This is a genomic window from Chromatiales bacterium (assembly GCA_020445605.1).
Lineage (GTDB): Bacteria > Pseudomonadota > Gammaproteobacteria > JAGRGH01 > JAGRGH01 > JAGRGH01.
In genome coordinates this window covers 58,482-84,511 of the sequence record JAGRGH010000003.1, presented here as the reverse complement: position 1 = coordinate 84,511, position 26,030 = coordinate 58,482, and the positions used below count along the sequence as shown (strand labels likewise).

24 protein-coding genes are annotated in these 26,030 nt (G+C 65.3%); 6 read left to right on the top strand and 18 right to left on the bottom strand.

Going from position 1 to position 26,030, the window contains the following annotated elements; genetic code table 11:
• Nucleotides 1–51: 51 nt before the first annotated feature.
• On the bottom strand, nt 52–555 hold the full coding sequence (locus tag KDG50_00570; GenBank protein ID MCB1863896.1) for a hypothetical protein: 504 nt from the start codon (nt 553–555) through the stop codon (nt 52–54).
• A gap of 737 nt (nt 556–1,292) precedes the next feature.
• Here KDG50_00570 and KDG50_00565 point away from each other — a divergent pair.
• Nucleotides 1,293–2,072 (top strand): DUF4395 domain-containing protein, encoded by a 780-nt coding sequence (locus KDG50_00565; GenBank protein MCB1863895.1) that lies wholly within the window; start codon nt 1,293–1,295, stop codon nt 2,070–2,072.
• A 127-nt stretch (nt 2,073–2,199) separates the two neighbouring features.
• Here the strand turns inward: KDG50_00565 and KDG50_00560 are convergent, their stop codons facing one another.
• Nucleotides 2,200–3,207, bottom strand: a complete 1,008-nt coding sequence (locus KDG50_00560) for a phosphotransferase (GenBank protein MCB1863894.1) — start codon at nt 3,205–3,207, stop codon at nt 2,200–2,202.
• 81 nt (nt 3,208–3,288) lie between these two features.
• On the opposite strand from KDG50_00560, the gene KDG50_00555 reads away from it, so the two are divergent.
• The gene (locus KDG50_00555) at nt 3,289–4,260 is read left to right on the top strand and encodes a YafY family transcriptional regulator (GenBank protein ID MCB1863893.1); all 972 of its coding nucleotides are present in this window, start codon (nt 3,289–3,291) and stop codon (nt 4,258–4,260) included.
• Nucleotides 4,261–4,284: 24 nt separating this feature from the next.
• Here KDG50_00555 and KDG50_00550 read toward each other — a convergent pair whose 3' ends face one another.
• From KDG50_00550 to KDG50_00535, 4 genes are all read right to left on the bottom strand, one after another.
• Nucleotides 4,285–8,253, bottom strand: a complete 3,969-nt coding sequence (locus tag KDG50_00550; protein ID MCB1863892.1) for a patatin-like phospholipase family protein — start codon at nt 8,251–8,253, stop codon at nt 4,285–4,287.
• 130 nt (nt 8,254–8,383) lie between these two features.
• A complete protein-coding gene (locus KDG50_00545) occupies nt 8,384–8,869 on the bottom strand; it encodes a GDYXXLXY domain-containing protein (protein ID MCB1863891.1) in 486 nt (161 codons plus the stop codon).
• Nucleotides 8,862–9,938, bottom strand: a complete 1,077-nt coding sequence (locus tag KDG50_00540) for a DUF4401 domain-containing protein (GenBank protein ID MCB1863890.1) — start codon at nt 9,936–9,938, stop codon at nt 8,862–8,864. The genes KDG50_00545 and KDG50_00540 overlap by 8 nt, the downstream gene beginning before the upstream one ends.
• Nucleotides 9,935–10,903 (bottom strand): DUF2157 domain-containing protein, encoded by a 969-nt coding sequence (locus tag KDG50_00535; protein ID MCB1863889.1) that lies wholly within the window; start codon nt 10,901–10,903, stop codon nt 9,935–9,937. The genes KDG50_00540 and KDG50_00535 overlap by 4 nt, the downstream gene beginning before the upstream one ends.
• Nucleotides 10,904–11,178: 275 nt before the next feature.
• Here KDG50_00535 and KDG50_00530 point away from each other — a divergent pair, with 275 nt between their 5' ends.
• Nucleotides 11,179–11,901 carry a hypothetical protein gene (locus tag KDG50_00530; protein MCB1863888.1) on the top strand — a complete coding sequence of 241 codons (723 nt, stop codon included), beginning with the start codon at nt 11,179–11,181 and terminating at the stop codon, nt 11,899–11,901.
• 28 nt (nt 11,902–11,929) lie between these two features.
• Here KDG50_00530 and KDG50_00525 read toward each other — a convergent pair whose 3' ends face one another.
• From KDG50_00525 to KDG50_00515, 3 genes are read right to left on the bottom strand one after another with little or no spacing between them, the layout of a single operon-like run.
• Nucleotides 11,930–12,700, bottom strand: a complete 771-nt coding sequence (locus tag KDG50_00525; protein MCB1863887.1) for a zinc-dependent peptidase — start codon at nt 12,698–12,700, stop codon at nt 11,930–11,932.
• Nucleotides 12,701–12,718: 18 nt separating this feature from the next.
• Nucleotides 12,719–13,375 carry a hypothetical protein gene (locus KDG50_00520; protein ID MCB1863886.1) on the bottom strand — a complete coding sequence of 219 codons (657 nt, stop codon included), beginning with the start codon at nt 13,373–13,375 and terminating at the stop codon, nt 12,719–12,721.
• Nucleotides 13,375–13,986 (bottom strand): hypothetical protein, encoded by a 612-nt coding sequence (locus KDG50_00515; GenBank protein ID MCB1863885.1) that lies wholly within the window; start codon nt 13,984–13,986, stop codon nt 13,375–13,377. The genes KDG50_00520 and KDG50_00515 overlap by 1 nt, the downstream gene beginning before the upstream one ends.
• A gap of 670 nt (nt 13,987–14,656) precedes the next feature.
• On the opposite strand from KDG50_00515, the gene KDG50_00510 reads away from it, so the two are divergent.
• Nucleotides 14,657–15,550: a hypothetical protein gene (locus KDG50_00510; protein ID MCB1863884.1), complete on the top strand. Its 894-nt coding sequence runs from the start codon at nt 14,657–14,659 to the stop codon at nt 15,548–15,550.
• A gap of 76 nt (nt 15,551–15,626) precedes the next feature.
• On the opposite strand, the gene KDG50_00505 is transcribed toward KDG50_00510, so the two are convergent.
• From KDG50_00505 to KDG50_00475, 7 genes are all read right to left on the bottom strand, one after another.
• Nucleotides 15,627–16,811, bottom strand: coding sequence for a hypothetical protein (locus KDG50_00505; protein MCB1863883.1), 1,185 nt, complete (start codon nt 16,809–16,811; stop codon nt 15,627–15,629).
• A gap of 38 nt (nt 16,812–16,849) precedes the next feature.
• Entirely contained in the window at nt 16,850–17,527 is a 678-nt protein-coding gene (locus tag KDG50_00500) for an endonuclease (GenBank protein ID MCB1863882.1), read from the bottom strand.
• Nucleotides 17,505–17,795 carry a DUF3144 domain-containing protein gene (locus KDG50_00495; GenBank protein MCB1863881.1) on the bottom strand — a complete coding sequence of 97 codons (291 nt, stop codon included), beginning with the start codon at nt 17,793–17,795 and terminating at the stop codon, nt 17,505–17,507. The genes KDG50_00500 and KDG50_00495 overlap by 23 nt, the downstream gene beginning before the upstream one ends.
• A gap of 223 nt (nt 17,796–18,018) precedes the next feature.
• Nucleotides 18,019–19,191: a hypothetical protein gene (locus tag KDG50_00490; protein MCB1863880.1), complete on the bottom strand. Its 1,173-nt coding sequence runs from the start codon at nt 19,189–19,191 to the stop codon at nt 18,019–18,021.
• A gap of 44 nt (nt 19,192–19,235) precedes the next feature.
• A complete protein-coding gene (locus KDG50_00485) occupies nt 19,236–19,610 on the bottom strand; it encodes a hypothetical protein (GenBank protein ID MCB1863879.1) in 375 nt (124 codons plus the stop codon).
• A gap of 82 nt (nt 19,611–19,692) precedes the next feature.
• A complete protein-coding gene (locus tag KDG50_00480; GenBank protein ID MCB1863878.1) occupies nt 19,693–20,436 on the bottom strand; it encodes a 2,3-bisphosphoglycerate-dependent phosphoglycerate mutase in 744 nt (247 codons plus the stop codon).
• A complete protein-coding gene (locus KDG50_00475; protein MCB1863877.1) occupies nt 20,433–20,921 on the bottom strand; it encodes a DNA starvation/stationary phase protection protein in 489 nt (162 codons plus the stop codon). The genes KDG50_00480 and KDG50_00475 overlap by 4 nt, the downstream gene beginning before the upstream one ends.
• Nucleotides 20,922–21,102: 181 nt before the next feature.
• Between KDG50_00475 and KDG50_00470 the strand changes: the two genes are divergently transcribed.
• Nucleotides 21,103–22,392, top strand: coding sequence for a TAXI family TRAP transporter solute-binding subunit (locus tag KDG50_00470; protein ID MCB1863876.1), 1,290 nt, complete (start codon nt 21,103–21,105; stop codon nt 22,390–22,392).
• Nucleotides 22,389–22,715 (top strand): YqcC family protein, encoded by a 327-nt coding sequence (locus KDG50_00465; protein MCB1863875.1) that lies wholly within the window; start codon nt 22,389–22,391, stop codon nt 22,713–22,715. Before KDG50_00470 ends, KDG50_00465 begins: the two co-directional genes overlap by 4 nt.
• 31 nt (nt 22,716–22,746) lie before the next feature.
• Here the strand turns inward: KDG50_00465 and KDG50_00460 are convergent, their stop codons facing one another.
• Both KDG50_00460 and pepN read right to left on the bottom strand, forming a co-directional pair.
• Nucleotides 22,747–22,974, bottom strand: coding sequence for a hypothetical protein (locus KDG50_00460; protein MCB1863874.1), 228 nt, complete (start codon nt 22,972–22,974; stop codon nt 22,747–22,749).
• Nucleotides 22,975–23,146: 172 nt separating this feature from the next.
• Nucleotides 23,147–25,792, bottom strand: coding sequence for an aminopeptidase N (gene pepN, locus KDG50_00455; protein ID MCB1863873.1), 2,646 nt, complete (start codon nt 25,790–25,792; stop codon nt 23,147–23,149).
• Nucleotides 25,793–26,030 lie beyond the last annotated feature (238 nt).

Sequence of the window (26,030 nt, the reverse complement as noted above, 5' to 3'; positions counted from 1 at the left end):
CGCCGGGTTTCCGCGCCTGAGACTGCGAACGGCGCGCTGCACGTGCCTCGATTAACGCGCCCAGAGTGGACGATACGCCGCGCCAAATCCGCACAGCGCGGCCGCGAGCAGCAGCAGAGCCGGGGTTGCGAACACGGCGAACGAGGCACCCGCGACGAGGTGCGGCGCCCAGGTCCGCTCGGGATCATCCGGCAGGATCAGCAGCGGATACGGGTCACCCACCTGGGCATTTTCGAACGAGTCGGTGAGCCAGTAGCGAACGTCTGACTCGAAGACGCGATCTTCATACCCGTAGCGGATGGTCGCCATGCGCAGGTATTCCCAGCGTGTGCGATCTTCCTTGCCCGTGGACGCGATCACCGGCCGCCGCTTTTCGATTTCCACGTGGCTGATCGTGCCGGTCACGGCTACGCCGTCGAGTTCCAGACGCGCGAGGCGCGCATACTCGCTCACGCCTTCTTTCGCGGTGAGGTAGCTCAGACCAAGAAACAGGACACAGAACACCGCGAGACTTGCACGGGCGATCCATTTTCGAAGCGTTGATTTGCGACCCATATCCGCCGCAATCGCACCCGCGACTGGCCTCCAGACCGGCGAGAATATCACCGGACGTTTCCGCGAGACAGGGAACGAAATGAGCATCCCCGAAGGTAACCGAACGAACCCGCAGAGACCGAACGCCCTGGGTCTGCGGGGCGCAGGGTCAGGCTAAAAAAATGCCTGGCCCGCCGGGGCGGACCAGGCAAGGACTGGAATGCGGACCCGCACTGGGTGGAAAAGCGGGCCTTTATTCCTGGGGGTCACAGGACAGCGACACGCAATCCAGCGCAGTCGCTTCGGAGCCGAGGCCCACGCATCCGGCCGGTGGGGCTGGCCAGTCGCACGCGCCTCGATCTACAGACCTGCATGACCGGGCAAAGGTGACAGCGAGATCCGGCCCGCGCGCCGCCCGGCATCCTGACGGCACGCCCCGGCGAACGCCATCGCTCGGATTGGCTTTTCATTGCAGCCGCCGCCGGCTGTTGCAGATTGCAACCTCCGGCGTTGCCTTGTGCAGTTCGATCAAGCCGCCTGCAACGCCCGTTCATCGAACACGCGCTCGCAAAACCGCGGCCCGCGGCGCAAGATGCCCCATGGCCCGCATCTTGCCAGCAGAGCACTGATCGGCGCCGGTCGTGGAACGGATCGCGCGCCCGAAGAACTTAAACAACGACAGCCCGATCGCCATGTCTGGCGCACCGCAAGCGCAGCGATCGGCAGACGAACGAGAGGAGCGCCACCAAATGACTCTTATGAAGCGATTCACGAAGGAAGTCGTCAAAACCTTTCGCAATCTGTGGTTCCGCGATACGAACGAGCACGACATCTACGTCAACGATGTCGCGATCCGCATCCGTGCCGGCATCTTTCTGGCGATCCCCCTGTACATGGGCCTGACCCTGTACGACGTGGCCTACATGCCGACCTGGGAACCGATCATCAACACGGCCACCGATACCTACGAGACCGACTGGGACGGCCGTACGATCTATCGCGTGGACGCCACCCGCCGCGTGTTCGAGTACAGCACGCAGTCGTGGATTCTGATCTACGGCCTGTTCGAACTGTTCGCAAGCATGTTCGTCATCACCTCGCGGCTTTCGCCGACGATCCTGCTCGCGACCGTACTGGCGCGAAACAAGGACCCGGTCTGGAAACCATTGGTACCCAAACGATATGCATGGATCATCGGCATCAGCCTGATGAGTCTCTGTCTGGTGTTCTTCAACCCGGATACGTTCGCGGAGTGGGTGAACGCCATACGCGGCAAGCAGGTGTTGCCCACCACCGAGAACTACATGCCGGCGTGGATACCCAACACGATGATCTGGGTCTGTCTCGCGTTCATGTGGCTCGAATCGGTGATCGGTTTTTGCGTGGGCTGCAAGGTCTACGCGCTGATGTGCAGGCTCGGCATCCACAAGGAGCCCTGCGAAGCATGCAACAACATCGACTGGGAGGCGATCGCCCGCCGTAACGCGGAGAAACTGGCGTTGCAGGACGCGCAGGAGGAAGCCGCGCAGCGGCAGTAGCCGCCCACAGGCCCAGTGGCGGCAGTCCGCCCGTCTTCGCCGCTAGGGAAACTCTGAATTGTCAGAGTTTCCCGCGGCACATGGACGTGCCGCTCTGGCAATCCGGGACGGATTGATCAGAGCTTCCCTAGCGTCCTGCCCTGAGCGCTGCGTAGTGCGGCGCGACGTGACGCTCGATCATCGCCGCGAGACCGCCGAGTTCGGGATATTCATCGGCGATCGCCGTGATGTAGCCGAGCGTACGAGGGATGTCCGGCAGGTAGCCGGCCTTGCCGTCGCGGTGGTTGAGCCGCGCGAAGATGCCCGCGGCCTTGAGATGACGCTGCACACCCATCAGATCGAACCAGCGCAGCCAGCGCATTTCGAGTGACGCGTCCAGCACGCCACGCGCGGCGGCGAGCCGGAAATAACCCATCGCCCAGTCGACGACCCGTGCACGCGGCCACGCAATGTAGCAGTCCTTGAGCAGCGAGACCAGATCATAGGTCACCGGGCCGCAGACGGCGTCCTGAAAATCCAGCACGCCGGGATTGCGTGCATCCACGCACATGAGATTGCGCGAGTGATAGTCGCGGTGCACGAACACGCGCGGCTGTTCGAGCGCGTTGGCGACGAGTATGTCCTGCACGACCTCCCACACCGAACGCTCCGCCGCTTCAGGTTCAAGGCCCAGATGGCGCCCGAGCAGCCAGTCCGGAAACAGCGCCATCTCGCGGCGCAGCAGCGCCTCGTCGTACGGCGGCAGGTCAGCGCAGGGCGCGGCGGCCTGCATCGTCGCAAGCGCACCCAGTGCGTCGCCATACAGCCCGTCGGCCGTGGCGTTCGTCAGCGCCGGCAGGTACAGCCGGCTGCCCAGATCATCGAGCAGCAGGTAGCCGCGATCACGGTCGATGGCATGCAGGCGCGGCACTTGCACACCGGCCCGCGCCAGGGTCTCGGCGACCGCGATGAACGGGGTGACGTTCTCACGCTCCGGCGGGGCATCCATGACGATCCAGCTCCGGCCGTCCGCCACAGCGCGAAAGTAGCGGCGGAAGCTCGCATCGCCCGAGGCCGGCGCGATCGCGAGCGCGCCCGCGCCGAGCGTGGCGCGGGTCCATTCGGTGAGTTCGTCGAGACGCGGGTCCTGCGACATGGGCGGTTGAGCGAGCACGGAAACGGGCGGGCATGGTAGAACCTTTGCGCCCGGCCCTCCAGTTTTGGACGAATTCGCCCGATGTCCCCGTTCCACCGCCTGCTCAAACTGCACCAGCTTCTGAAAGACCGGCGTGTACCGCTGTCCGCACGCGCGCTCGCCGAGCGGCTGGACACCGACGAACAGGGCGTGAAGCGCGCGATTCGCGAACTGCGCGAGGAGGTGGGCGCGCCGATCGTCTATGACCGCGCACAGCGCGGTTATTGGTACGACGCGAAGGTCCGCGCGCTCTACGAACTGCCCGGACTGTGGATGGACGCGGCCGAACTCTACGCACTGCTGGCCTCCTACCAGTTGCTCGGCAGCATCCAGCCCGGCGTGATGGACGCGGCAATCGCACCGCTGCGCAGCCGCATCGAACGCGTGCTCGAAGCGCGAAGCCTCGCGGCCGATGAACTCGTGCGCCGCGTACGCATCCTGCAACGCATGCCGCGGGCGACACCGCCCGGCGCATTCCGCGCGGTCTGCGAGGCGCTGATGCAGCGCCGCCAACTGCGCGTGCTCTATCACGGCCGCGAGCGCGACGAGACGACTGAACGCGCATTGTCACCGCAGCGACTGGTGTATTACGGCGACAACTGGTATCTCGATGCCTGGTGCCATCTGCGCGACGGCGTACGCACCTTCGCGCTCGATCGCCTGCAGATTGTCGAGCAGATCGAGGAGGCCGCGCGCGAGGTCGACGCAACAGCGCTGGACGCCGCGCTGACCGGCAGCTACGGGCTGTTCGCCGGCACGCCAGACGCAGTCGCGGTACTGCGGTTCTCGGGCGATGCCGCCCGCTGGGTCGCCGATGAGCAATGGCATCCGGACCAACGCGCCCGGATCGACGCCGGCGGCCGGCTGCTACTCGAAGTGCCCTACCGCGATCCGCGCGAACTCATTGGCGACATCCTGCGCTGGGCCGGCGATGTCGAAGTGCTCGCGCCGGAAGAGTTGCGCGAGGCCTTCGTTGCACGTCTGCGCTCGGCCCTGAGCGCAAACACGGACTGACACCACTCGCCGTGCCGCGGTCATTCAGCTGCGGCTGTCGCGCACTTCCTCAAACATCGCGTGGAAGCGGTCGTAGCGCGCGCGTGGGTCGTCGGCGCCGATGATGGTCAGCGCATAGGGACTCAGCTCGGCGAACGCGACCGGTCGCAGCGCATCGCGGCGTCGCGCGGAAACGCCGAGCGTTTCGAGCAGCGCCTCGAGTCCCTTGCGGCCGAGCCCCATCGCACGCAGGTGGTCCTGGATGCGATACATCTCGAGCATGCCGTTGCGAACCAGCGCATAGCCAATGCTGAAGACAAAGCCCGATTCGTCGTCGACATCGCGTTCGAACAGGTCACTGGTGCCGGTCACGAGCCGGATGCTGTAGACGCTGAACCGCCCGCGATTGCCGGTCAGCTCCAGCAGTTGATGGCGTTCCAGCGGATTCAGCGGTGCGCGCAGGTCACCCAGACGAACCGGCTGACATACGACCCTGCCGAGTTGCAGATCAAGGCGCTCGATACAGAAGCGCTGGAATCGACGGCCGTAGGTCGGCGCGCTGATCGCCCAGCTCGCGCGGAACATCGCCGACCAGCTCCAGTGCTTGAACAGGTTCATCCAGCCACTGTTGTCCGGATGACTCCATTCGTTTTCGAGATCGAGATCCAGATACGCGTCTTCCATCAGCTGGATCATCTCGTTGCAGAAATAAAAGCCCGCACGAATCTGCTGCGGATCGTGCGGCATCTGGTTCAGAAGTTGAACCAGGTCATCCTGTGTCCGGCGGGTCAGGGCCGCGCCCTTCAGTGGCGGGGTCGCCGCCGCGCGCTTGGCCGCGGTGGAGGAACCCGATTTCGGCGCGGATGAAGTCAGCTCCAGGAGGGCCGGCCATTCCGGATAGAACTGCTCGTCGAGAAAGGCGAGTTCATCACGCTTCGACAGCTCCCGATACAGCGCCTTGAGCGTTGCGGTCAGCCGTGTGAACGACCCGGCCGTCTGGCGGCTCGGGGCGATCCAGTACTCCCGCAGCCGTGCGAACAGCATGCGAATGTCACCCTGCGCCCGGTCCGCATCGCCACCGCCGTCGAACACCCGGCGACCGATCTCGAGCCCGAGGCGGCGATAGCTCTCGAACTGCGACTCGGAGAAGAACTGGTCGCCCGTCGTCTGATGCGGAAAGTCCGGGTGATACTCGGCGTACTGCACGATGTCGGTCGACATCTGCGCGATGCGCGACGCCTTGATGTAGATCAGCGTGCCGATCTGTCCGCCCCCGTAATCGATCTCGCCGACCGCGCAGGGATTGGTGCTGACGCCACGTTCGTCACGCTCGCGGATGCCGGCGATATCCACGCGAATGTCCACGCCGAGATCGATCCGGCACTTGCGGATCGCGTTGCCGAGGTCCTCGAACGTGAAGTCACCATCCGCACCACCGTCGCAGGCGATGATGTAACGGCATCGGCGACGCACGAGCTCATAAACACCCAGGTTTTCAAAATGTCCGCCATCGGACAGATACACGAACTCCGAGCGTGCATGCGTGGCGCCAAAGCCCTCGCGCAAAAAGTAACCGATTGCGAACAGTGGGCTTGAATACCGCCAGTTGCCCCGGCGCGAATACGGGTTTCCGATCCAGCGTCCGAGACGCACGTTGAAGATCGCGAGCAGCGCGGACAGTGCCGCCGTGGTGTGATAGCCCATGTTCGGGCTGGCCGCCGCACCCGATGTGGCCATGGCATCACCGAGCGTGATGCCGCCTGCGCCGGCCTGCAGCATGGTTGCACCCTCCGCGGCGAATACCTTGGTCGGCCGATACGCGCCCTGCGGGTCGTCGGGCTTTGAGAATCCACAATGGCACGGCGTCAAGGCAAATGCAGCGGCCTTGCGTTCTTGCCAGGCAAGCTGACGACCACGCACGAGATTGATCGCTGTATTGACGATTGGGTATGGCCCGATCGCGAAGCTTTGTTTGCTCTCGGCATCTAGCCCAAGCGCGGCCTCGGCCAGTGGAAAGTCGTCTTCACTTGAAAACCCAATAAACGGATCGCGGTAACGACAACCCGTTGGTGCTTGCTCATCCGGCGAGCACGCGGGCACCGCCGCACCTAGATACGCGCGCGAGAGCCGGTTGCGGTACATCTGATGCAACGAAAATGCATTAACATCAAATCGCACGGACGCAGCAAACAACAGCAAGCCCAACACGGCGATCGCGATGGCAGAAGTCCAGCCTTTGCTAAGCTCAGTCTGCCGCGCTTCATAAACACAAAGGCGCTCTGAAAAAGTGGGTTCAACAGGGTTCGTTTTTTCGATATTCAGCGCAAGACCATTCCCGCCCTGTACTTCAGCGATCTGCGCAGACCATGCTTTGGAGTCATCTAGATTAGAGCTGTCTAGCTTCGAGAATTCATTTGAAATCTCCGACCATTCGCCATCCGTGAAGTACACAAGTCCACGCTCCACGCCGACTGACAACAGCACGACCAGGCCGGCGAGAAACACATACGGCGCAACGGCGAGCAGCAATCGGCGGGCGATACCGTCCGAGCCGTTGCCGGCCGCATTGCGGCCGGCGAGCAGCCCGGCGATGGTCGTCACGATCCAGCCGGCGGAAATGGTGTTGGTCACCCAGTCCGCGGTCAGCTCGACCAGAAACGGCCCGAACAGGGCGGCACCAAAGACGGCCAGCCAGCCGAGCGCGGCAATCATCAGGATGCCGCCAAGGCGGCTCAACCACTCGCGTTCAAGCGTGTCGAAGTCATGTGAGGCGAACCCCGTGTGGATGAACGCGATCAGCACCAGCAACCCCAGCGTCATGGGCACGCCGAGGGTCGTCGCGGTGATGGAACTGCCCTGTTCGGCGAGAAGGCTCGCAACGAAGGCCGTCAACGCACCGGCGGCGATGCCTGCCAGCGCGCCCCACATCGCGATCTTGAACCAGCGTCGCCCACCGATGGCACCGCGTTCATCGCCCCAGTGTCTGCGTGCGCTCACACCGGCGATCACCCAGATCAGGGTGGTGAGCGCCGCGACAAACGCCCAGACGATCCACCAGCGATTGGCCATGTAGAACTGCGGTTCGATCCCGACCAACCCGATGTTCCCGTGTTCGTAGAGCAGCGGCACCCCGATGCCCAGCAGCCATGCCGCGCAAAGGCTCGGCACCAGGATGCCGAAGATCACCGCACGCTTGCCCGTGGCATTCGGTTTCGCCGGATCGGCGTCGCCAACGTGCCCGAACTCGCGCCCGAGGAACCAGGCCGCGACGGCGCCAAGCAGGATCGACAGCAACATCACGGCGCGTATCGACAGCGCAGCCCCGTCGCCATGGGCGCGCACCAGATCCATGAACCAGGACTGCGCGCCGTTGAAAACCCTCGGGATGAGCAGAACGATCGCCAGCGCCAGTACCAGCAGGCTCAGGTTCAGCAACACGTTGCGCAGATAGGTCGCGACCAGCGCCCAGGTGTCGGCCGAAAAGAATCCGAGCCGCGGCGTCAGGTAGTTCGAAAAGGCGCGCAGAAAGCCGATCGCATGGTTTTCCGGCGCATGGGCATCGCGAGCCGCGGTCGGGTCCAGGTCCGACTCGACCGATTCAATCGGCAACTTGTCCGGATCAGCGGGGTTATCGCGCTTTTCACGCAGCAGCGCCTGCAACCAGCCGCCGATATAGCCGCCGCCCGATACCGTCGACAGGTAGTCGACACGCCGAAGCAGACCACGTTCGGCAAGTGCCTGCAGGATGCCGAGATTGAAGGTCGCCGAACGAATGCCGCCGCCGGAAAAACTCAATCCCAACAAGGACGCGTTATATGCGCGGTCTTTGGCGGATGCCGGTGTTTGGTCCTGCCGCTCGGAATCCTGACCGTCGCTGCCTTTGGAATCTCCAAGACGCGCGCGCCGCGCCTCGATGAAGTGGAGCTCCTGGTGCAGAACCGTGTCGAAATCGACCGGCTCGCCGGCGTCGCGCACCGAACCGTCGTCTGCACCAACCGAATCTGTCTTCTCCATGGATTTTCCTCCTGAATTCCCGCACGCCCCCGCATGCGATCGGCGACGATTTCAGCACCGTCGCGACCCGCAGTCGTCTCGTTCTATTGAAACAAATCCGCCCGACAAATTCCGTAAGGCACGTCCTCCGTCAGCCTTCGGCATCCGGCCCGAGTCGACCCAGGTCCTTGTCGCGGAGCCCGGTGAGCAGTGCCTCACCGGATTGGTTCACGCGAAACTCGCCGTAGCGTGCGTCGTCGTATTGCTTGCCGGTCCCTTCCTCGAAGAAGTACGCGTTCGTCGCGAAGCGCACCATGCCGGCACGCACACGGTAGCGCAGACGGACTTCGTCGGCGGCCAGCGGCTCCCCATCATCGAGTCGACGATAACGCCCCACACCGTCGGCATCGAGCGCCAGCACGAGGTAGCCGTCGCTTGCGATCTGCTCGGGCAGCTCGCGACCAACCGCAAAGCGCAGCGCCATGTAGTCGCCCTGCATCAGTGAACGCGGGTCCACCGGCGCGAGCTCGAGCAACAGCACGCGCCCATCGCGGAGAATCCCTTCCTTGCCCAGGATTGCGAAATTCACGATGGCGAGGATCGCCACGCCGAACGCAAGCGCCAGCCATTTACGCATGGTTCACCTGCGAATCCACGGCGCTGCCCGAGCGGATCACATAACGGACCGCGAGCAAGGCCAGCCCGGTCGCAATCATCACCATGGACTTCACGAGCAGCGTCGTCTGCAACGAGTAGTAATAGAAGCTCAGATACGCGAGCAACGCGATCACACCGCTGCCGAGCAGCAAGCGATTGCCATGACCGAACCCCAGGATCACGATCAGCATCGCCGGCGCGAGCCCGGGCGCAAACTGGTTCGCGACGACGATCACGCCCGCCGTCACGAATACGCGCAGGCCCGCCGCGGAGAACCTGAGCAGCCCCTGCCCCGCGAGCAACGTCGCGCAGGCCCACAGCAGCGCAATCCCGGACAGCACACGGCCGATGTGGGCATGCACCAGCACGCTGCGGTAGTCCGCCATGTCGCCCCAGTCGGCCACCATGCCGAACGCGATCACGACACCGGCCGCGACCAGCAACGCCAGCACGAAGCCGTAGCCAGCCGCGCGCATCGCCTCGGCCCGGCGTTCGCTGTGGAACTCGTGCAGCCACACCGCCGCGCTGGCAAGCGCGAACAGGCCGGGCGCGTAGTCGAGCAGGTGCAGGTCGGCCATCAGTACCGCGAATGCTGCGCTCGCCGCCATCGCGCACCAGACACGGTGCACGAAGTTGTCGACCAGGAAAAACAGCGCCGCCTGCAACACGATCATGCCGATCGCGACCTGTGCGACATCCTGCGATACACCCTTGGCCAGCCCGAACAGCACGAAGCCCTGGCCACTGATACTCACGGCCAGCGCAAACTGCTCGACGAACTCGTTCGCACCCTGAATGCGAAACAGCAGCCACGCCGCCGCGCACAGCAACAGACCGACCCCAATCGCTGCCGCCGCGGACTCGGTCGCGAACGCAAACGCCGCGCCGATGAAACCGAACATCAGCAGCGCGGCGAACCAGCCGGCGATGCCCAGCATCAGGCGCACGTACCAGGGCGAGTCGACCTCGTCGAAGGCCGGCGCCGCTCCGCACACCAGGCCATGACCGGAAAGCCGCTGCCAGAGTGCCTCGGCATCGCGGGCGTTCATCCGGCCTGCTCCTTCGCCACGCGCTTGAGCCATACGGCGCCACCGGCGGACAACCCGATCACCACCAGCGCCGTCAGCAGGAACGTATCACCGCTCGCGCGACCGAGATTGCGCAGCATGGCGCTCGCGACAATGATCACAACCGACAGCACGCCGCCGGCCAGCACGTAAAGATCGGGAATCCGCCGGCGATAGACCAGCACCGCGGCGACCAGCCACGCGGCCCAGATCGGCAGGGCGCCGCGCGCCTCCTGCGAGCCGCTCGCGACACTGAGCAAGGCCAGCGCCGTGATGAACCCGCCGCTCGCCGTCGCCAGTACGCGCGGCCCGAGCCGACCCGCAGCACCCGGGCGAATACGCCCGATCAGCTCCCAGGCAACGAGTGCAACCGTATCGAGCGCAAACAGCAGCCACTGCACGGTCACCGGGCTGAACACGATTCCCGCCAGCCCGCCGGGACGCACGTCGAAGTACAGCCAGATCGCGATGTTCACCAACGCAAGCCACACCAGCCAGAGCACGCCGGCGTTCGCGACCAGCACCCAGGGTAGGATCAGCGCGGCCCAGGCGGCGAACAGTTCGAACGTGTCGGCGCCGGTCTGGTAGGTCTGGCCGACCAGCGCGAGCAGTGCGCCGACCAGCACGACCGCGCCGAACAGGGCCGCCTGCCCGCCGGCGCGCGCAAGACCAAGCCGCCAGACGAACCCCAGCGCCGCGACGATCAGCGCCTCGACCAGCGCAAAGCGCGCGACGCGGCCGAGTTCGGCCCAGTTGTAGGCGAAAAAGAAGATCACGCCGACGCCGATCAGCGTCACGGCGGTCCACAGAAACAGGTGGCCGAGAAACGCGCGCCAGTCCGCACGCGGGGGAATCACGCCCGCCGCGGCCACGGCACGCGGCAGCGCACCCGCTTCGATGCGGCCCTGTTTCGCCCAACGCAGCACGGTCGCACGCGCGCCGGTCACTCGATGCCCTTGCCTGTCACAGCATTCGCTGCCGAATCACTCTAGCCGAACCAGCCCGGTCTCCGCAGCATCTGGGCGCCCGTTCCGTCCGACAGGACCTCCCGCCCTTGCCGACTGAACAAGCGCGCTCCGCAACCCGGTTCAAGGCGACGGTTCCCGTCCGCACGGACCCATGCTAGATTCGGATGCTGGATGATCGCGCAGTGGATACGTTTGAGGACTGCAATCGATTCCAGGACAGGCAAGGGTTTCAATCGGAACAGGGGTACAGGGCAATGAAGGGCATCTGGATCGTCATGATTGTCACCGCGTTACTGGCAGGTTGCGAGACAGCGCCGGAGAAGAAGGAAATCATCGCCAAGCCCGGACAGCGCATTGGCGTTATTTCGCTGGTCGACGAACATCCGACCCATGCCCACATGGGCACGACCATCTTCAATAACTTCCGTCGTGACAGCGCGTCGAACTGGGGCATCGGGTCCGCATTCGAACAGATGATCAGCGATCACTTTGCGAACTACTTGGAGCTTGAAGTCAAGGCGCTGGAACCGCCCAACTCGCTGCGCAAGTTGCGCACCTCGATTATCCAACACAACTCGCTCGGCTATTACCTGAATGAAAAGCTCGAACCCGAGATCGCGCGCGTTGGACTGAATAACAACGTCGACTATCTCATCTTGCTGCGCCCCAGTTGGATTGCGGCAGCCCCAAACTCGACGGTGGGCACCAGCAATTACGGACTGATGTCAAAGTGCTTTCTTGTGCTCTGCTCGATTGACCCGGTGATGGCGAGCGAGATTGTGGTTATTCAGACATCTCCGGCGAAGTATCTCGGCGGCTCGCACCCAAGATTTGGACAAGAACATCACATGCGCATGGAAGCCAGTTGGGATCCACGATCGGTTACAGACGAATTTCTGGATCGGTACAAGGAACTTGCGATCAAATCCATTGCCGAGGCCATACCAGCCGCTTCGGCCGCAGCCGGGTTGCGATAGGCATCACCCGAAGCCGTCAGCTCAAGCGCTACGGAGTCCTGGCCGGATCCTGCCGGTAGAACAGCGCAAGCTCCGCGTAGACGGCCGGCCAGATCGCCTTCAGCGGACGCGGGTCCATGAAGAACGCCTCGCTGGCCACCGCGAAGAACTCGGCAGGCGACTGCGCCGCGTAGCGATCGACGGGCAGCATCTCGCGGTAGCGCATGCGGTCCTTGAGGTCGGTGAACGCGTGCGCGAACACCCGGCTCCAGCGCTCGCGGTCCATGTCCCCATGCAGCGGCGGGAAGCCGTTGGCGGAACCGTTGCGCATGTCGAGCTTGTGGGCGAATTCGTGGATCACGACATTGTCGTCACCGGGCTCGGCCGACCCCTCGCGCGCCACGGCCGCCCAGGACAGGATCACCGGCCCGCCATGCCATGCCTCGCCGGCCAGCACGCGGGTGGTCTGGTGCACCACGCCGGCCTCGTCGGTGTAGGTGTGCAGGGCACGGAAGTCGTCCGGATAGACGATCACCGAATACCAGCCGTCGTACCAGTCGAGCCCGAGATTCAGGATCGGGATCGCGGCCTGGATCGCGATCCACGCGCCGAGTCGCAGGTCGGGCTCGATGCCGCCGGCACCGTCGATGGCCTTCTCGCGAAGAAACTGTTCGGCCAGCAGATGCAGTCGCGTGCGGGTCGCCGCATCGTAGCGGGCCACGGGGGGCAGCGCCGTACACACAGTGTTCCAAGTTTCGAAATCGATCAGCGTGCCGGGCGGGCGGCGCCCATGCCACCAGCGGCTCAGTGCGCGGATCATGGGCCGCGCGCCGGCCGCTCAGCCGTGGGTTCGCTGCGCGACCTCGCCGATGCGCCCGACCTTGTCGTTGCGCGAGAGCCGGTAGAACCGCCGCAGTTCGCGACGCAGCTCGTGAAACCGGCGCGCGACGAGGTACCCGGCGAGAAACTGGCAGTAGCGGCGCGCGTCGCCGTTTGCGGTTCGATAGCGGTCACGTTCGCTCGCGTCCAGGGCCGGATCAAACCGGATATGGTCGAACAGCACCCGAATCAAGGGCGCGCACTGGTCACTGCCGGTCTGGGCGCGCAACAGCAGTGCCGCGCAGACGAACTTGTCGATCTCGGCCTGCAGTTCGAGCTCGAGCGGTGAGACGCTGCGATCGTTGGCGGCGCACCAGCTCACGCACAGAAAGTGGCTGACCCCTTCGGCAAGCAGGGCGAATGCGCGCAGGTTCCCGCTGTGCAGTGCCTCGTCCGGGTCATCGCGGCGAAGCTGCGAGAGCGCGGCCGCCTCGATGTACACGCCCATGCGCAGGCCGGCGTCGTCCTGCGCGACCAGCAGTTGCTCCGGCGTGTCGCGCCGCGCGCCGGGCAAGGCATGCACGGCGTCATCGTCGAGCATGAAATCCTCGACCCGCACTGCACTCTCCACATCGTAGAGCGCCTCAAGCCGGGCCTGGAGCTGGTTTGGCCGCATTACTGCATCCTGCCGGTCGTCGGCAGCGGATCGATGCCATGGCCGCGCAGCTTGCGCGCCAGGCGTTCGCTGCCGGTCTTCTGCCAGAGTTCGTACAGTCGCAGCAACTGCTCGTCCGAACGCTCGCAGCGCTGCTCGCCGATCTCGGCAAGCACATCAGCAAAGCCGACGAAACGCCCGGCCAGGTCCTCGAACACGCAGCTGAGCGCCGAGTCGCGCACCGACTCCGCGTTCATCTCCGACAGCACGCCATAGGCCGTGCCGCCCATCGCGATGTAGTAATCGACGTCGATACCGCGACGACCCAGTTGACCGGCGAACAATCCCGCCACGAACAGCGCGACATCGCCCATGCGTTGCAGGATGCGCCGGCGTTCCGATTCCTGTTCGGCCTCGAGCGCGATGCCGTAGAGCTCCGCGAGCGGACGCAGCCGCCAGCCGGATTCGGTGTAGTCGTAGAAACGCTCGGAACGTGAAAAACGCACCAGCAAATCGGTGAGATACCACAGCGTTGCGGCCTCGGCGCGCAATCGCTGGGCCTGGGCGGCCGCATGCAGGGCCTGATGGAAATACTCGCGCAGATCATGCGCCCGGACTACGGTATCGGCCATGACGATCTCCGAAAAAGCAGTGACCGTGCGATCCGCGTGTACGCACGGGCCATGAGTACGCGAAAGGCATTCGCCGTCCGCATTCGGAATCGTTGCCGGGGTTCGCTCCCCTTCGACGCAGCAGGCAGGCCGGCTGAACGCCGATACCGCGGGCAACGCTCGAGCGCCGTTGCCCGCTGCTGGAAGGGGCCATGACTTCAGCCCATTCCCCGATGTGTTGATACACCCCTTGTTAAACCTTCCGGCGTTGGATGGATGCGGGGCTTTTGCCAAACATAGAACATTTTTCGCAGAAGTGGTTGTCAGCACTTGGCAAGCGCGACTGCCAAAGCTCCAATGACTATTCTTTCCGGTATGCGGTTCGCCCCGGGAATACACCTGTTAAAGGGTGCGTGGTGCGGACCCTGCGTTCCGCCCACCACCACTGCGGCGTTGGCCGCTATCACGAAGCGCGGCAACAGGATTGCGGTCTTGGTCCTCTCCTGAACGACGACTGCTCGGACGGAGGTGCCGGCAACCGTATACTGGACAGGCTCGACTCCATCCTTGACACGTTTGCCGGGCGACGAAACCTGAATCTTGCGCGGGTCGCTAATTCGACTTTCCGCAGCCACCGTTCTGCGCGGGTGGACGCCCGGCCCGACCGGGACGCCCGGCCCGACCGATTGAAATGAATCACGTCGCAACGAACCGCAAAGCCACGACCGCCGGGATGCGGGCGATCCTGTATGTCGCCGCGCTGCTGGTCGCGATCGCCGGCTACCAGCTGTTCGTGCTGACCGAGCACACGGCGACCTACTTCGCCTGGACCGTGAAACCGCCATTGACCGCGGCGTTTCTTGGCGCCGCGTACTGGGGAAGTTTTGTGCTGGTGCTCGCCGCGGCGCGCGAGCGCGAGTGGGCCAACGCCCGCGCCGGCGCGATGTCGGCGCTGACCTTCACCTGTCTGACCACGGTTGCGACCCTCCTGCACATGGATCGCTTCCACTTCGACAGCCCCGCCACGATCACCCAGGTCGCGACCTGGGCCTGGATGCTGGTCTACTGGATCGTGCCTCCCGTCTTGGTCGCGCTTGCGCTCCATCAGTCGCGTCGGCCCGGCGACGATCCCCCGCGAACCACCGCACTGCCGCGCTGGCTGCGGGTTTCGCTCGGACTGCAGGGCGCCCTGCTGGCGTGGTTCGGCGCGATGCTCTTCCTCGTGCCGGAGGTTGGCGCGCAGTTCTGGCCATGGCCATTGAGCCCGCTGACCGCGCGCGCCGTCGCCGCCTGGCTGCTCGGCATGGCGGTGGCCGCGACGATGGTCCTGCGCGAAAACGACGCGCGCCGCAGCCTGGGACCGACGGCATCCTATGCCGTGGTAGGCGCACTCGAACTCGTCGCCGTTGCTCGCTACGCCTTTACCGCGGCGAACGCCCCGAATCCGACGCCACTCGACTGGCTTCATGCCGGGGCGTGGATCTACAGCACCTTCATGCTGACGGTGTTTCTGGTGGGCGCGCTCGGATTCCTGGTCCTCCGCGGAACGGCGCGCGCCGCATCTGCACAGCGTGGCATGGGCTGACGCCGCGGTTCGCGCAGCACCAGACAAGGCGCTCGAAGCTGTCGCGCAATCCCGCTCGCGCCGTGTGTGCGACCGGTCAGAGCCGCGACCTGTACCGGCGGCCGAGCGCCAGCCCCGTGATCGCCCACGCCACCGCCGAGATCATGCCCACGCCTGCGAGCGCGGGTGCACCGAATGCAGCGAGGGCCTTGTAGGCCCAGCCGGCGGCGGCATCGCCGCCGCGATAGACGAGTGTGTCGATCGCGTTCTTGGCCTGATAGCGCTCGGCGCGGTTCACGACGGTGAACAGCATTTCGCGCGCCGGGCGAGCCAATGCGTAGTTGCCGGCGCGGCGGATGATCTGCACCGCTGCCAGCAGAATGAGGCCGGGGGCGAATGCGAGCGCAAGCAGTCCGACACCGACCGCGGCCGGTATCAGCGCGAGCGTCCGGCCGACACCGAGCCACGCAACCAGTCGATGCGTCGCAGTCACCTGCGCAAGCAAGGTCAGCACATTCACGGCGAGATCGACCTGCGCAAACCAGCGCGTGCGCGCCGCAGTATCAGCGAAGGCCTCGCCGACAATGCGTGCCTGTTCGAAATACAGAAATGTCGAAAGCAGCGTGTACAGCGCAACGTACACGGCGATCAGCCCGAGATACGGTGAGCGGATGATCAGCTTCACGCCATCGAAGACAGAACCGCGCGGGTCGCTCGCCTGCGTCGCATGGGGTGACAGACGGCGTTCGATCACGCGCACGGCGACCAGCGCCAGCGCCAGCAGCGTCGAAGAGATCAGCAACAGGGGCGCAGCACCCACGCGATCCACCAGCATCGCGGTCGCGGCGGGCCCGGCCACGGCCCCCAGACTGCCGCCCGCCGCAATGAGTCCAAACAGGCGCCGCGCCTGCGCGCTGCTCCAGACCTCGCTCATGAAGCTCCAGAACACGGAGACCACGAACAGATTGAACACGCTGAGCCAGACGAAGAACACCGGCGCGACAATCCGCGGCGCAATCTCGCCGAGCAGCAGGCCGTAGAACACGAGCAGTTGCGCGATGAACGCCAGATAGACGCCGGGCACCAGCCGCGCGCGCGTGTAACGGCGCACCGCCCAGCCCCAGAGCGGCACGATCAGCAGCATCACGATGAAGGTTGCCGTGAACAGCCACGGCAGTTTGTCGATGCCGCTCGCGACGCCGAATGCGTCGCGCACCGGGCGGATCAGGTAATACGCGCCGAGCAGGCAGAAGAAATAGATCGTCGAGGCGGCGAGCGGCACCCGCTCGGCAGATTCGATGCGTGGCCAGGCGCGCCCGATCAGAAGCGCAGCGCTCCAACGGCAGCGGGATCGTCGATGAAGCGGTTGCGTGTGCCCTGCACGCGTGCAATGGCCTCGTTGCGACGGCGTTCCTCGGCATCCGGTGGATCGGCCTGGTGCCATTCGCGCAGCGTCTGCGCCTGCCGCGCGAAGATCTTCAGCCCGTAGCGGTCGGCCATGTAGAACATCGCGCGCGCGACGTTGCCGCGACTGGCCGGCGGCGGTTCCACCTGGCGGGCGCGTTCGTTGATCTCGAAATCGCAGGCGCCGTAACGACGCGGCTCACCGGCGACCTCGCCAAAGCCATGACTGCCGCGCGCCTTGTTCAGGTCGCGACGCGCGGGGTACATGTTGTGCAGATCGGCCTCGATGCGGTTGAACTCGGCGCTCGATGCGCGGCAGCTTTCGCGATCGGGACAGCCGACGGCATTCATGGCCCAAGCCATCGGGAACACGTGCTCGATGTTGATCTCGCGCGAGTGCCGCGGGCCGAAACGATGACCGCAATACAGAGTGTCGCCGCCGTCGGGATAAACCTCGGACCAGAACACCGGCAACGCGGCGCGATAGTCGGGCAGTCCGCGGGCGTCCGGGGCCGCGTCGCAGCCGACGATCGTCAGCGCGAGTAGCGCCGTTACTACGCGGGCGCCGGACTCAGATATCGTCCGGAACTTCATGGCCGGCCGCCTTGGCCTCGGCGATCTTCGCCTTCTGCACCATGCGCAGGATCTGCTCGTAGGCGTTTGCCACACGGCGAATGCCGTCTTCGCGCAGGATCGCCACGTTCTGGCCACCGGCCGCGACGAAGGTGGAGTACACCGCGCAGGCAATGGTCATGCCTTCGTTGACCTCAGCGATGCTTTTGCCGGCATCGCGCAATTCGTTCGCAGTCGCGATGAAACGGTCGACGATGGCCTGGCGGGTTTCGGCGGCTTGGTCAGTCATGATGAAAACGGGCCTGCGGACTGTGAATCAGGCCCGCGACTCTAACAGGAAGCGGGCCTAGCAGGCTGTTGAAATTCTCATTTCAACAGCCTGATATCGCGAGACAGGGACGCCTCGCCCGAAAATCGAACACGCAAGTGTTTGATTTTTGTGAGCAACCGAAAACCACGCTTTTCGGTTGCGACGTTGAAAAGACCATGGACGGACCTTTTTCAACAACCTGTCAGGGCGCTGCCGACCGCAGCCGGAACAGGCCCTGCAATCCCGCATCGCTGGTGAAATACAGCGCGCCGTCCGGGCCGAATGCGACGCCGGCCGGGCGTGCCCAGCGCCGGCCATCGTCGAGCTGGAAGCCGGTCACGAGGTCTTCGACCGAGTGCGCCTCACCGTCGTCGAAACGCACGACCACCAGCGCCGGCACGCGCCGCGTGGCGGGGCTGCCCCCGGCGCCACCGTCGGGCTGCGTGCCCCAGGAGCCGTGCAGGGCGACGACCGCGTCACCGAACGGGATCGGCAGGCGCGTGCCGCGCCCGGCGAAGGCCATGCCGAGCGGTGCGTTACGGGCCGGAAACGTGGCCGCAGGCGGCACCGGGTCCGAGCGCGGCGGTGGCCGGTCGATGCAATCGTCGCGCACCATGCTGCGGCCGTCGAACTGGTACCAGGGTTGTCCATGGAACGAACCGGGGTCCAGTCGCGCGAAGACTTCCGGCGGCTGGTCGTAGCCGAGGTGGTCCGGGCCGTTGTTGCTCGCGTAGGCCACGCCGGTCAGCGGATGCCAGTCGAAGCCGACCGGATTGCGCAGCCCCGTGGCGAATGGCTGCCACTCGGGCGGATCGCGCGTCTCGTCGAGCACCATCACACCGCCACGCCGGGCGTTGAACGCGTAGTCCGCGCCGATGAACTGGTTCGAACAGTTGCCCGCGATCCCGAGGCTCACGTAGGCACGACCGTCCGGCCCGATGCGCACCGTGCGGCTGGAATGACCGCCGCCGGCCGGTAGGGGCGCGAGCAACTCCACGGAATCGGGGTCGATCGCGCGCTGGCCCGGCGTGTACGGCGCGCGATACAGACCGACGGTGCGGGCAATGAGCATCTCGCCCGTGCGGGTCGCGATGCTGTGCGGATAATCGTCAAGCCTGACCAGCACCTCGGCCTGTCGGTACGGCGGACGAAAACGATAGACCTTACCGCCGCGCGAACCGGCGAACAGCTCACCGTGCGCGCCGAAGTGCAGCATGCGCGGTACGTCCAGCCCGCCGACCAGGAGCTCAAGCGTGGTGCCGGCGGGCACCCGAATCGTGAACGGCTCGCCGCCGAGCGTCGCCGACTGTTCGACATACGTGAGCGGGACCGGAGCGGCGAGCGCCGACGCAGCACAGCCGATGGCGGCCAGCATCGCCGCTGCGCGCGAAAGGGAGGCCACAACGCTTCGCGCGGCGATCACCGACCGCCGGGCCGCTGGATATTCAGCGCCGGCGTGCGATTGCTGACGAGTTTGCCAAGGCTGTCATAGAGCGCGATCCAGTACGGCCCCGGTGTGAGGTCTTCGGGCAGACGCAGCCGGATGACATGCGGCAGCCACAGCATGATGCGTCCGGGTTCGATGAGGCCGAGCATGTCGTTGCCGCGACCATAGCGCAGGTGCATCCAATGTTTCTGGCGATATGAACCAAAGCCCGTGCCGTAGATCTCGATCACATCACCGGGCATCGCAACCCGCGGCACGTAGGCCTGCACGACCGCGGCGGCACGCGCGTCACCGGCGCCAAGCAGCACGAGCAACAGCACAGAAAAAACCCGCAGATTTCGAAGCATTGGATCGGCGCCGGTCAAAAAATGCCTGGTCCCGATCATACGCGCAGGCAAGCATGCGCCTCCATGCGCATGCGCAATCACCTCATGCCGCGTGTGCGACCGGGCCGTCGCAGGGGCCTTCAAGACAGCTGCGCTCGACAAACCGCCCGCGCGCATCGAAGCGATAGACGACCGGCGTCGCGGTCGGAAACTCGAGCGCTTCGACGGCCGGCACGTCCAGGCCCTCGATGTGGCGCGCGAGCGCACGCATCGTGTTGCCGTGCGAGACGACCAGCACGCGCCGGCCGGCGTGCATCTGCGGCTTGATCACGCCGTCCCACAGCGGCACGACCCGCGCTTCGGTATCGGCAAGGCTTTCGGTGCGCGGAAACGCGTACGCCGGCACCGCCGCCGCATAGCCCTTGTGCACCGGGCAGCGTTCGTCTCCGGACGCGAGCGCCGGCGGGCGATCGGCATAGCCGCGCCGCCAGCGCTGGAACTGGTCCGGGCCGTACTTGGCCTGGGTGCCATCCTTGTTCAGACCCTCGAGCGCGCCATAATGGCGCTCGTTCAGGCGCCAGTTCGCATACATCGGCAGGTCCGCGGTGCCGAGGCTTTCGAGCAAAAGACGGGCGGTATGTCGCGAACGCTTGAGCAGGGATGTGTACACCACGTCGAAACCGCGTCCGGCGGCCGCCAAGCGCCGCCCGGCCTGGCGCGCCTCGAACACGCCACCCGGAGTCAGCTCCACGTCGGCCCAGCCGGTCGAACGGTTCTGCAGATTCCACTCGCTCTGCGCATGGCGGATCAGCACGATCTCGCGCATGCCGTCGTCCGCGCGGCTCATGACGGCCGCTCGAGCATGCTGCGCAACATCCACGCGGCCTTTTCATGCACCTGCATGCGTTGGGTCAGCAGATCGGCGGTGGGCTCGTCGTGCGCGTCGTCCACCGTCGGGAAGATGCCACGCGCCGTGCGAACGACGGCCTCCTGATCACGCACGAGCTGGGCGATCATCTGTTCGGCGTTCGGCGTGCCGGTCTCCTCGGCGATCGAGGTCAGCTTCGCGAACTGCGCGTACGAGCCAGGCGCGGGCAGCCCCAGCGCGCGGATGCGCTCGGCGATCGAGTCCACGGCCAGCGCGAGCTCGTTGTACTGCGTCTCGAACATCAGATGCAGGGTGTTGAACATCGGCCCGGTCACGTTCCAGTGGAAGTTGTGGGTCTTGAGGTACAGGGTGTAGGTGTCTGCAAGCAGGCGCGCGAGACCCGCGCCAATCGCCTGTCGGTCGCTTTCGCTGATGCCAATATCGATCTTCGGGGTGGCGGCCATGACTGAAATCTCCGCGTTTGGGTGAGAACGGTTCTTCATGGCTATGGAGGATAGGGTCGCGTCGTAAATAAATCTAATGAATTGATTAAAACAACTCGATTGTAAAAACGTATCGCCCTTCGGCCCCGACGCAGACACCGGGATACAATCGCGCCCATCGTTTCGAACCGCCTGAATCACCTTGAAAAGCAAGAACCGCTCGCAAGATCTGCGCCGCATCGGCCTGCCGGCGCTGCTGATCACCGTCGTCGCGTTCGCGATCACCTTCCAGTTCGTCAAGCCGGCGCCGCCCAAAGAGATCGCCATCGCTGGCGGCGCGCCCGGTGGCGCCTATCACCGCTGGGCGACTGAACTGGCGAAGCTGTTCGCGTCCGAGGGCATCCAGGCCACGGTGCTGGAGACCGCCGGCAGCATGGACAACCTCGAGCGCCTCGCCGACGGCCGCGCCGCGCTGGGTTTCGTGCAGTCAGGCCTGGCCGCCACACGGCCGCCGGACGACGACCGCGTCGAGGGGCTGGCCAGCCTCTATCTCGAACCCGTCTGGGTGTTCTCGCGCATCTCTCCGGCACCGGACCGGCTCAACCGGCTGCGCGGGCGGCGCATCGCCGTCGGCGCACCGGGCAGCGGCACGCAGGTCGTCGCGCGCGCGCTGCTCGCCGACAACGGCATCGACGCCAGTTCGGCAACGCTGCTGGAACTCAACTCGAATGACGCGGCTGCGGCCCTGCTCGCCGGCACGGCAGACGTCGCATTCATCGTCGCCTCGTATCGCGCCGACGCCGTCGACCGGCTGCTGCGCGCACCGGCGGTCGCGCCGATGCAGCTTGCGCGCATCGAGACCTACCCGCGTCGACACCACTACCTGAAGGTCGTCGACCTGCCGGCCGGCGTCATCGACCCGGCCACCGACCTGCCGTCGGCACACGTCAGGCTGCTCGCGACCCCGGCGCTGCTGGCCGTCAACGCCGATCTGCACCCGGCGCTGCGCTCGCTCGCGATGCAGTACGCCCACCGGCTGTTTCACGACGGCGACCTGCTCAGCGAACCCGACGACTACCCGTCCGCGAAGGGCATGGACCTGCCGCTGGCACCCGAGGCGAAACGGTTTTTTGAGCGCGGCGTGCCGTTCCTGCAGCGCTATCTGCCGTTCTGGGCCGCGACCCTGCTCGACCGCATCGCGGTGCTGCTGCTGCCACTGCTGACGCTGATGATTCCGCTCGCACGCTTCCTGCCGCCGGTGTATCGCTGGCGCGTTCGCTCGCGCGTGTTCCGCTGGTACGAACAGCTCGAGGCGATCGACAGCGATGCGGATATCCCGGGCGTCGACCCGCAGACGCTCGAAGACCGCCTTGACCGCATTGCGCGTGACATCATGGGCGTACCCGTGCCGCTGTCGTATACCGACGAGGTCTACCACCTGCGTGCGCACATCGAACTCGTGCGCCGCAAGGTGCGCGGTGACTGCGCGTGAGCGCCGACCCGCTCCAGCTGCTGGACGATATCGAGCGTGAATTACAGCGACTTTCGCTGTGGGACGACGAGCCGCCACCCGTGCGGGCACTGCAGAGCGCGACGCCGTTCTGTTACGACACCCTCAGGCTCGAACAGTGGTTGCAGTGGATCTTCATCCCGCGCGCCCGCGTCCTGCTCGCGCAAGGCACGGCACTGCCCGGGCGTTGCGAGATCCGCCCGGTGGCCGAACTGCGTTTTGCCGAAGTCGCGGCCGATACCGGCGCACTCGAGCGCCACATCGGCGCGCTCGATGAAGTACTGAACCGCATGGGCAGTCGCTGACACAGCAGCGACTGCCTGGCGATCATTTCGGTCAGCAGCGCGCGAGACGGCACGCCAGCGGATGCCGGCCCGGCGCCGAGTGCGCACACAGATGGCAGGCAGTCCAGTCGATCGCGGCCAGCAGTGAACCAGCGCCGATCATCGACCAGAACACGGCATCCACCCACAGCGGGCTCTGGATCGAGCCGGCACCGTAGGCGAACACCGTCGCAATCCCGAACAGCGACGCCACGATCAGACTCGTCAGGATGTAGCGCATTTCGACGACCTCCGTTGTAAATTCAGTAATTAACCAATTACTGATCAAGTGGCGGTCATTGTGCGCTGCGAAAAGCCACCCCCGCATTGCGAATTGTCAATTTACAACAGTGTTGCGATAGCGCTACAAAACGGTGCGGCGCGCACCGCCGTGGCGCGTCGCGCGCGCGGGGTCAGGCGGGTTCAGCGAGGCTTTTCGACGCGATCTCGTAGACGTCGCGTGACAGGCCCTCGTGCGCAAGGATGCGCTGCCACTGCGCCTCGACCATCGACCGGCGTACCGGTTCGAGCCGCCGCCAGTTGCGGATCGGGCCGAGCAGACGCGCGGCGATCTGCGGGTTGCTTGCGTTGAGCTGGAGGATCTGTGTGGCGAACCAGCGGTACGGCGCGCCGTCGATCGCATGGAATCGCGCGGGGTTGCCGGCCGCAAACGCGCCGACCACGGAGCGCACGCGATTCGGATTGCGATAGTCAAAATCCGCATGTTCGACCAGCGCCTGCACCGCCTCGAACGTGTCGCTGCGCTGCGACCGCGCCTGTACGTTGAACCACTTGTCGAGCACCAGCGGGTCATCCCGCCAGCGCGTGTGGAACGCGGCCAGGGCCGCGTCGCGTTCAGGCACGTCGGTGTGGCTGAGCGCCTCCAGCGCGGCGAGCTGATCGGTCATGTTGTCGGCATCGCGGAACTGGGTGTGCGCGGCCTCGATCCAGTCCTGCTCGCCGGTGTCGACCAGATATGCGAGACAGACATTGCGCAGCCGCCGGCGCGCGATTTCCGCCGGGGCATTCGAATACGCGCCGCGCGGCGCAAGCGCCGCCCAGACCTCCGCGAATCTGCCGGCCAGTGCGTCGGCGACAGTTCGATGCAGCCGCCGCCGCGCGATGTGAATCGCGAGCGGATCGACCGGGCGCACGCATTCCGCAAGCCAGGCCTCGCCGGGCAGGGTCAGCGCCTCGGCGCGCAGCCGACCATCCAGCGCGTTGTCCAGCAGAGTGCGCCGAAGCCCTTCGATGAACACCGCCGGCGGCGCACCGAAGTTCGCCGGGTCCTCGATCTCGCGCAGCAACAGCCGTTCGGCATATTGCTGACCGGCATCCCAGCGGTTGAACGGATCATCATCGTGTGCCGCACGAAAGGCGAGTTCATCATCCAGACATTCGTATTCGAGCCGCACCGGCGCCGAGAAACCGCGCAGCAGCGAAGGCACGGGCGGCTCCGCGACATCCACGAACACGAATGTCTCACGCGCCTCGCGCAGCTCAAGCACACGCTCGGTTGCACCGGCGGTTGATTCACCCTGCATGCGCAGCGCGCGCGGCAGACCGTCCGGCCCCAGCAGCGCCACGGCAATCGGCATGTGCAGGGGCAGCTTGCGATGCTGGCCCGGCGTGTCGGGCGTGTGCTGTTCGAAGCCCAGGCGATATTCCCGCGTATTGGCATCGTATTGCGCCTGCACCCGCACGACCGGCGTGCCGGCCTGCGTGTACCAGCGTTTGAACTGCGCGAGGTCCGCGCCGTTCGCATCGGCAATCGCGGCGACGAAGTCATCGGTCGTCACGGCCTGGCCGTCGTGTCGCTCGAAATACAGGTCGGTGCCGCGCCGGAAGCCTTCGGCGCCGACCAGTCGATGCAGCATGCGGATCAGCTCCGCGCCCTTCTCGTAGACGGTCACGGTGTAGAAATTATTGATTTCCACATACGAATCAGGCCGCACCGGATGCGCCATGGGGCCGGCATCCTCGGGAAACTGGTGACTGCGCAGCAGGCGCACGTCGCCGATGCGCTTGACCGCGCGCGAGGTCTGGTCGGCCGTGTATTCCTGGTCGCGAAACACGGTGAAGCCTTCCTTGAGACTCAGCTGGAACCAGTCGCGGCAGGTCACGCGATTGCCCGACCAGTTGTGGAAGTACTCGTGCGCGATCACACCCTCGATGTGCTCGTAGTCGTCGTCAGTCGCGGTATCGGGACGCGCCAGCACGTACTTGGAGTTGAAGATGTTCAACCCCTTGTTCTCCATCGCGCCCATGTTGAAGAAGTCCACCGCGACGATCATGTAGATATCCAGATCGTATTCGCGGCCGAAGACCTCCTCGTCCCAGCGCATCGAACGTGCCAGTGAAGCGAGCGCATGACTGGCGCGATCCTCGTTGCCCGGGTCGACATAGACATGCAGGTCGACCTTGCGCCCGGAACGCGTCGTGAACACATCGCGCACCTCGGCGAGATCACCGGCGACGAGCGCGAACAGATAACTCGGTTTCGGGAACGGATCGTGCCAGGTCGCGAAATGCCGACCACCCGGCAACGTGCCTGAATCCACCCGATTGCCATTGGACAACAGCACCGGACATTCCTGGCGATCGGCCACCACCGTCGTCGTATAGACGGCGAGGACATCGGGACGGTCCGGATAGAACGTGATGCGCCGGAACCCTTCGGCCTCGCACTGCGTGCAGTAGCTCGGCCCGGAACGGTACAGGCCCTCGAGCGCGGTGTTCTCGTCCGGGCGGATCGTGACCTCGGTCTCGAGCTCGAACTCCGCGGGCGGCACGTGCAGGGTCAGGCCGTTCGTATCCCGCGTGTAGTCGGAAGGCGCGAGCGAGCGGCCATCCACGGCGATGCGTTCCAGTCGCAGACCTTCGCCGTCCAGACGCAGTGGCGCGCCGGTCGGTGTCTGCGGCGCCGCCAGGATCGAGAGCTTCGCGTGCACGCGGGTTTCCGGCGACTCCAGTTCGAAGCGCAGTTCGACCCTCGCGACGCGGTAGGGCGGCTGCGTGTAATCACGCAGACGGACGGTTTTGGGATTACCTTCGCGCATCGGTGAACACCGCGCAGTCGGGAGTCGCAAATGCTAGCACGGCGCCGACCGCGCACCAGCGCCAGTCCAATCCCCGGATTGAATCCCGCGGAGATCCGGTCCCAGCGGGGACACTCGCCGCATCCGGCCTGCCACACCAGTTGAATCAAGCCCTCGCGATTTGTTGATCAGCGTCATCCCGGACGCTCTCCCCGGATGTTGAGATGGACGTTATTCATCCACATTCGGAGCAGGCGAC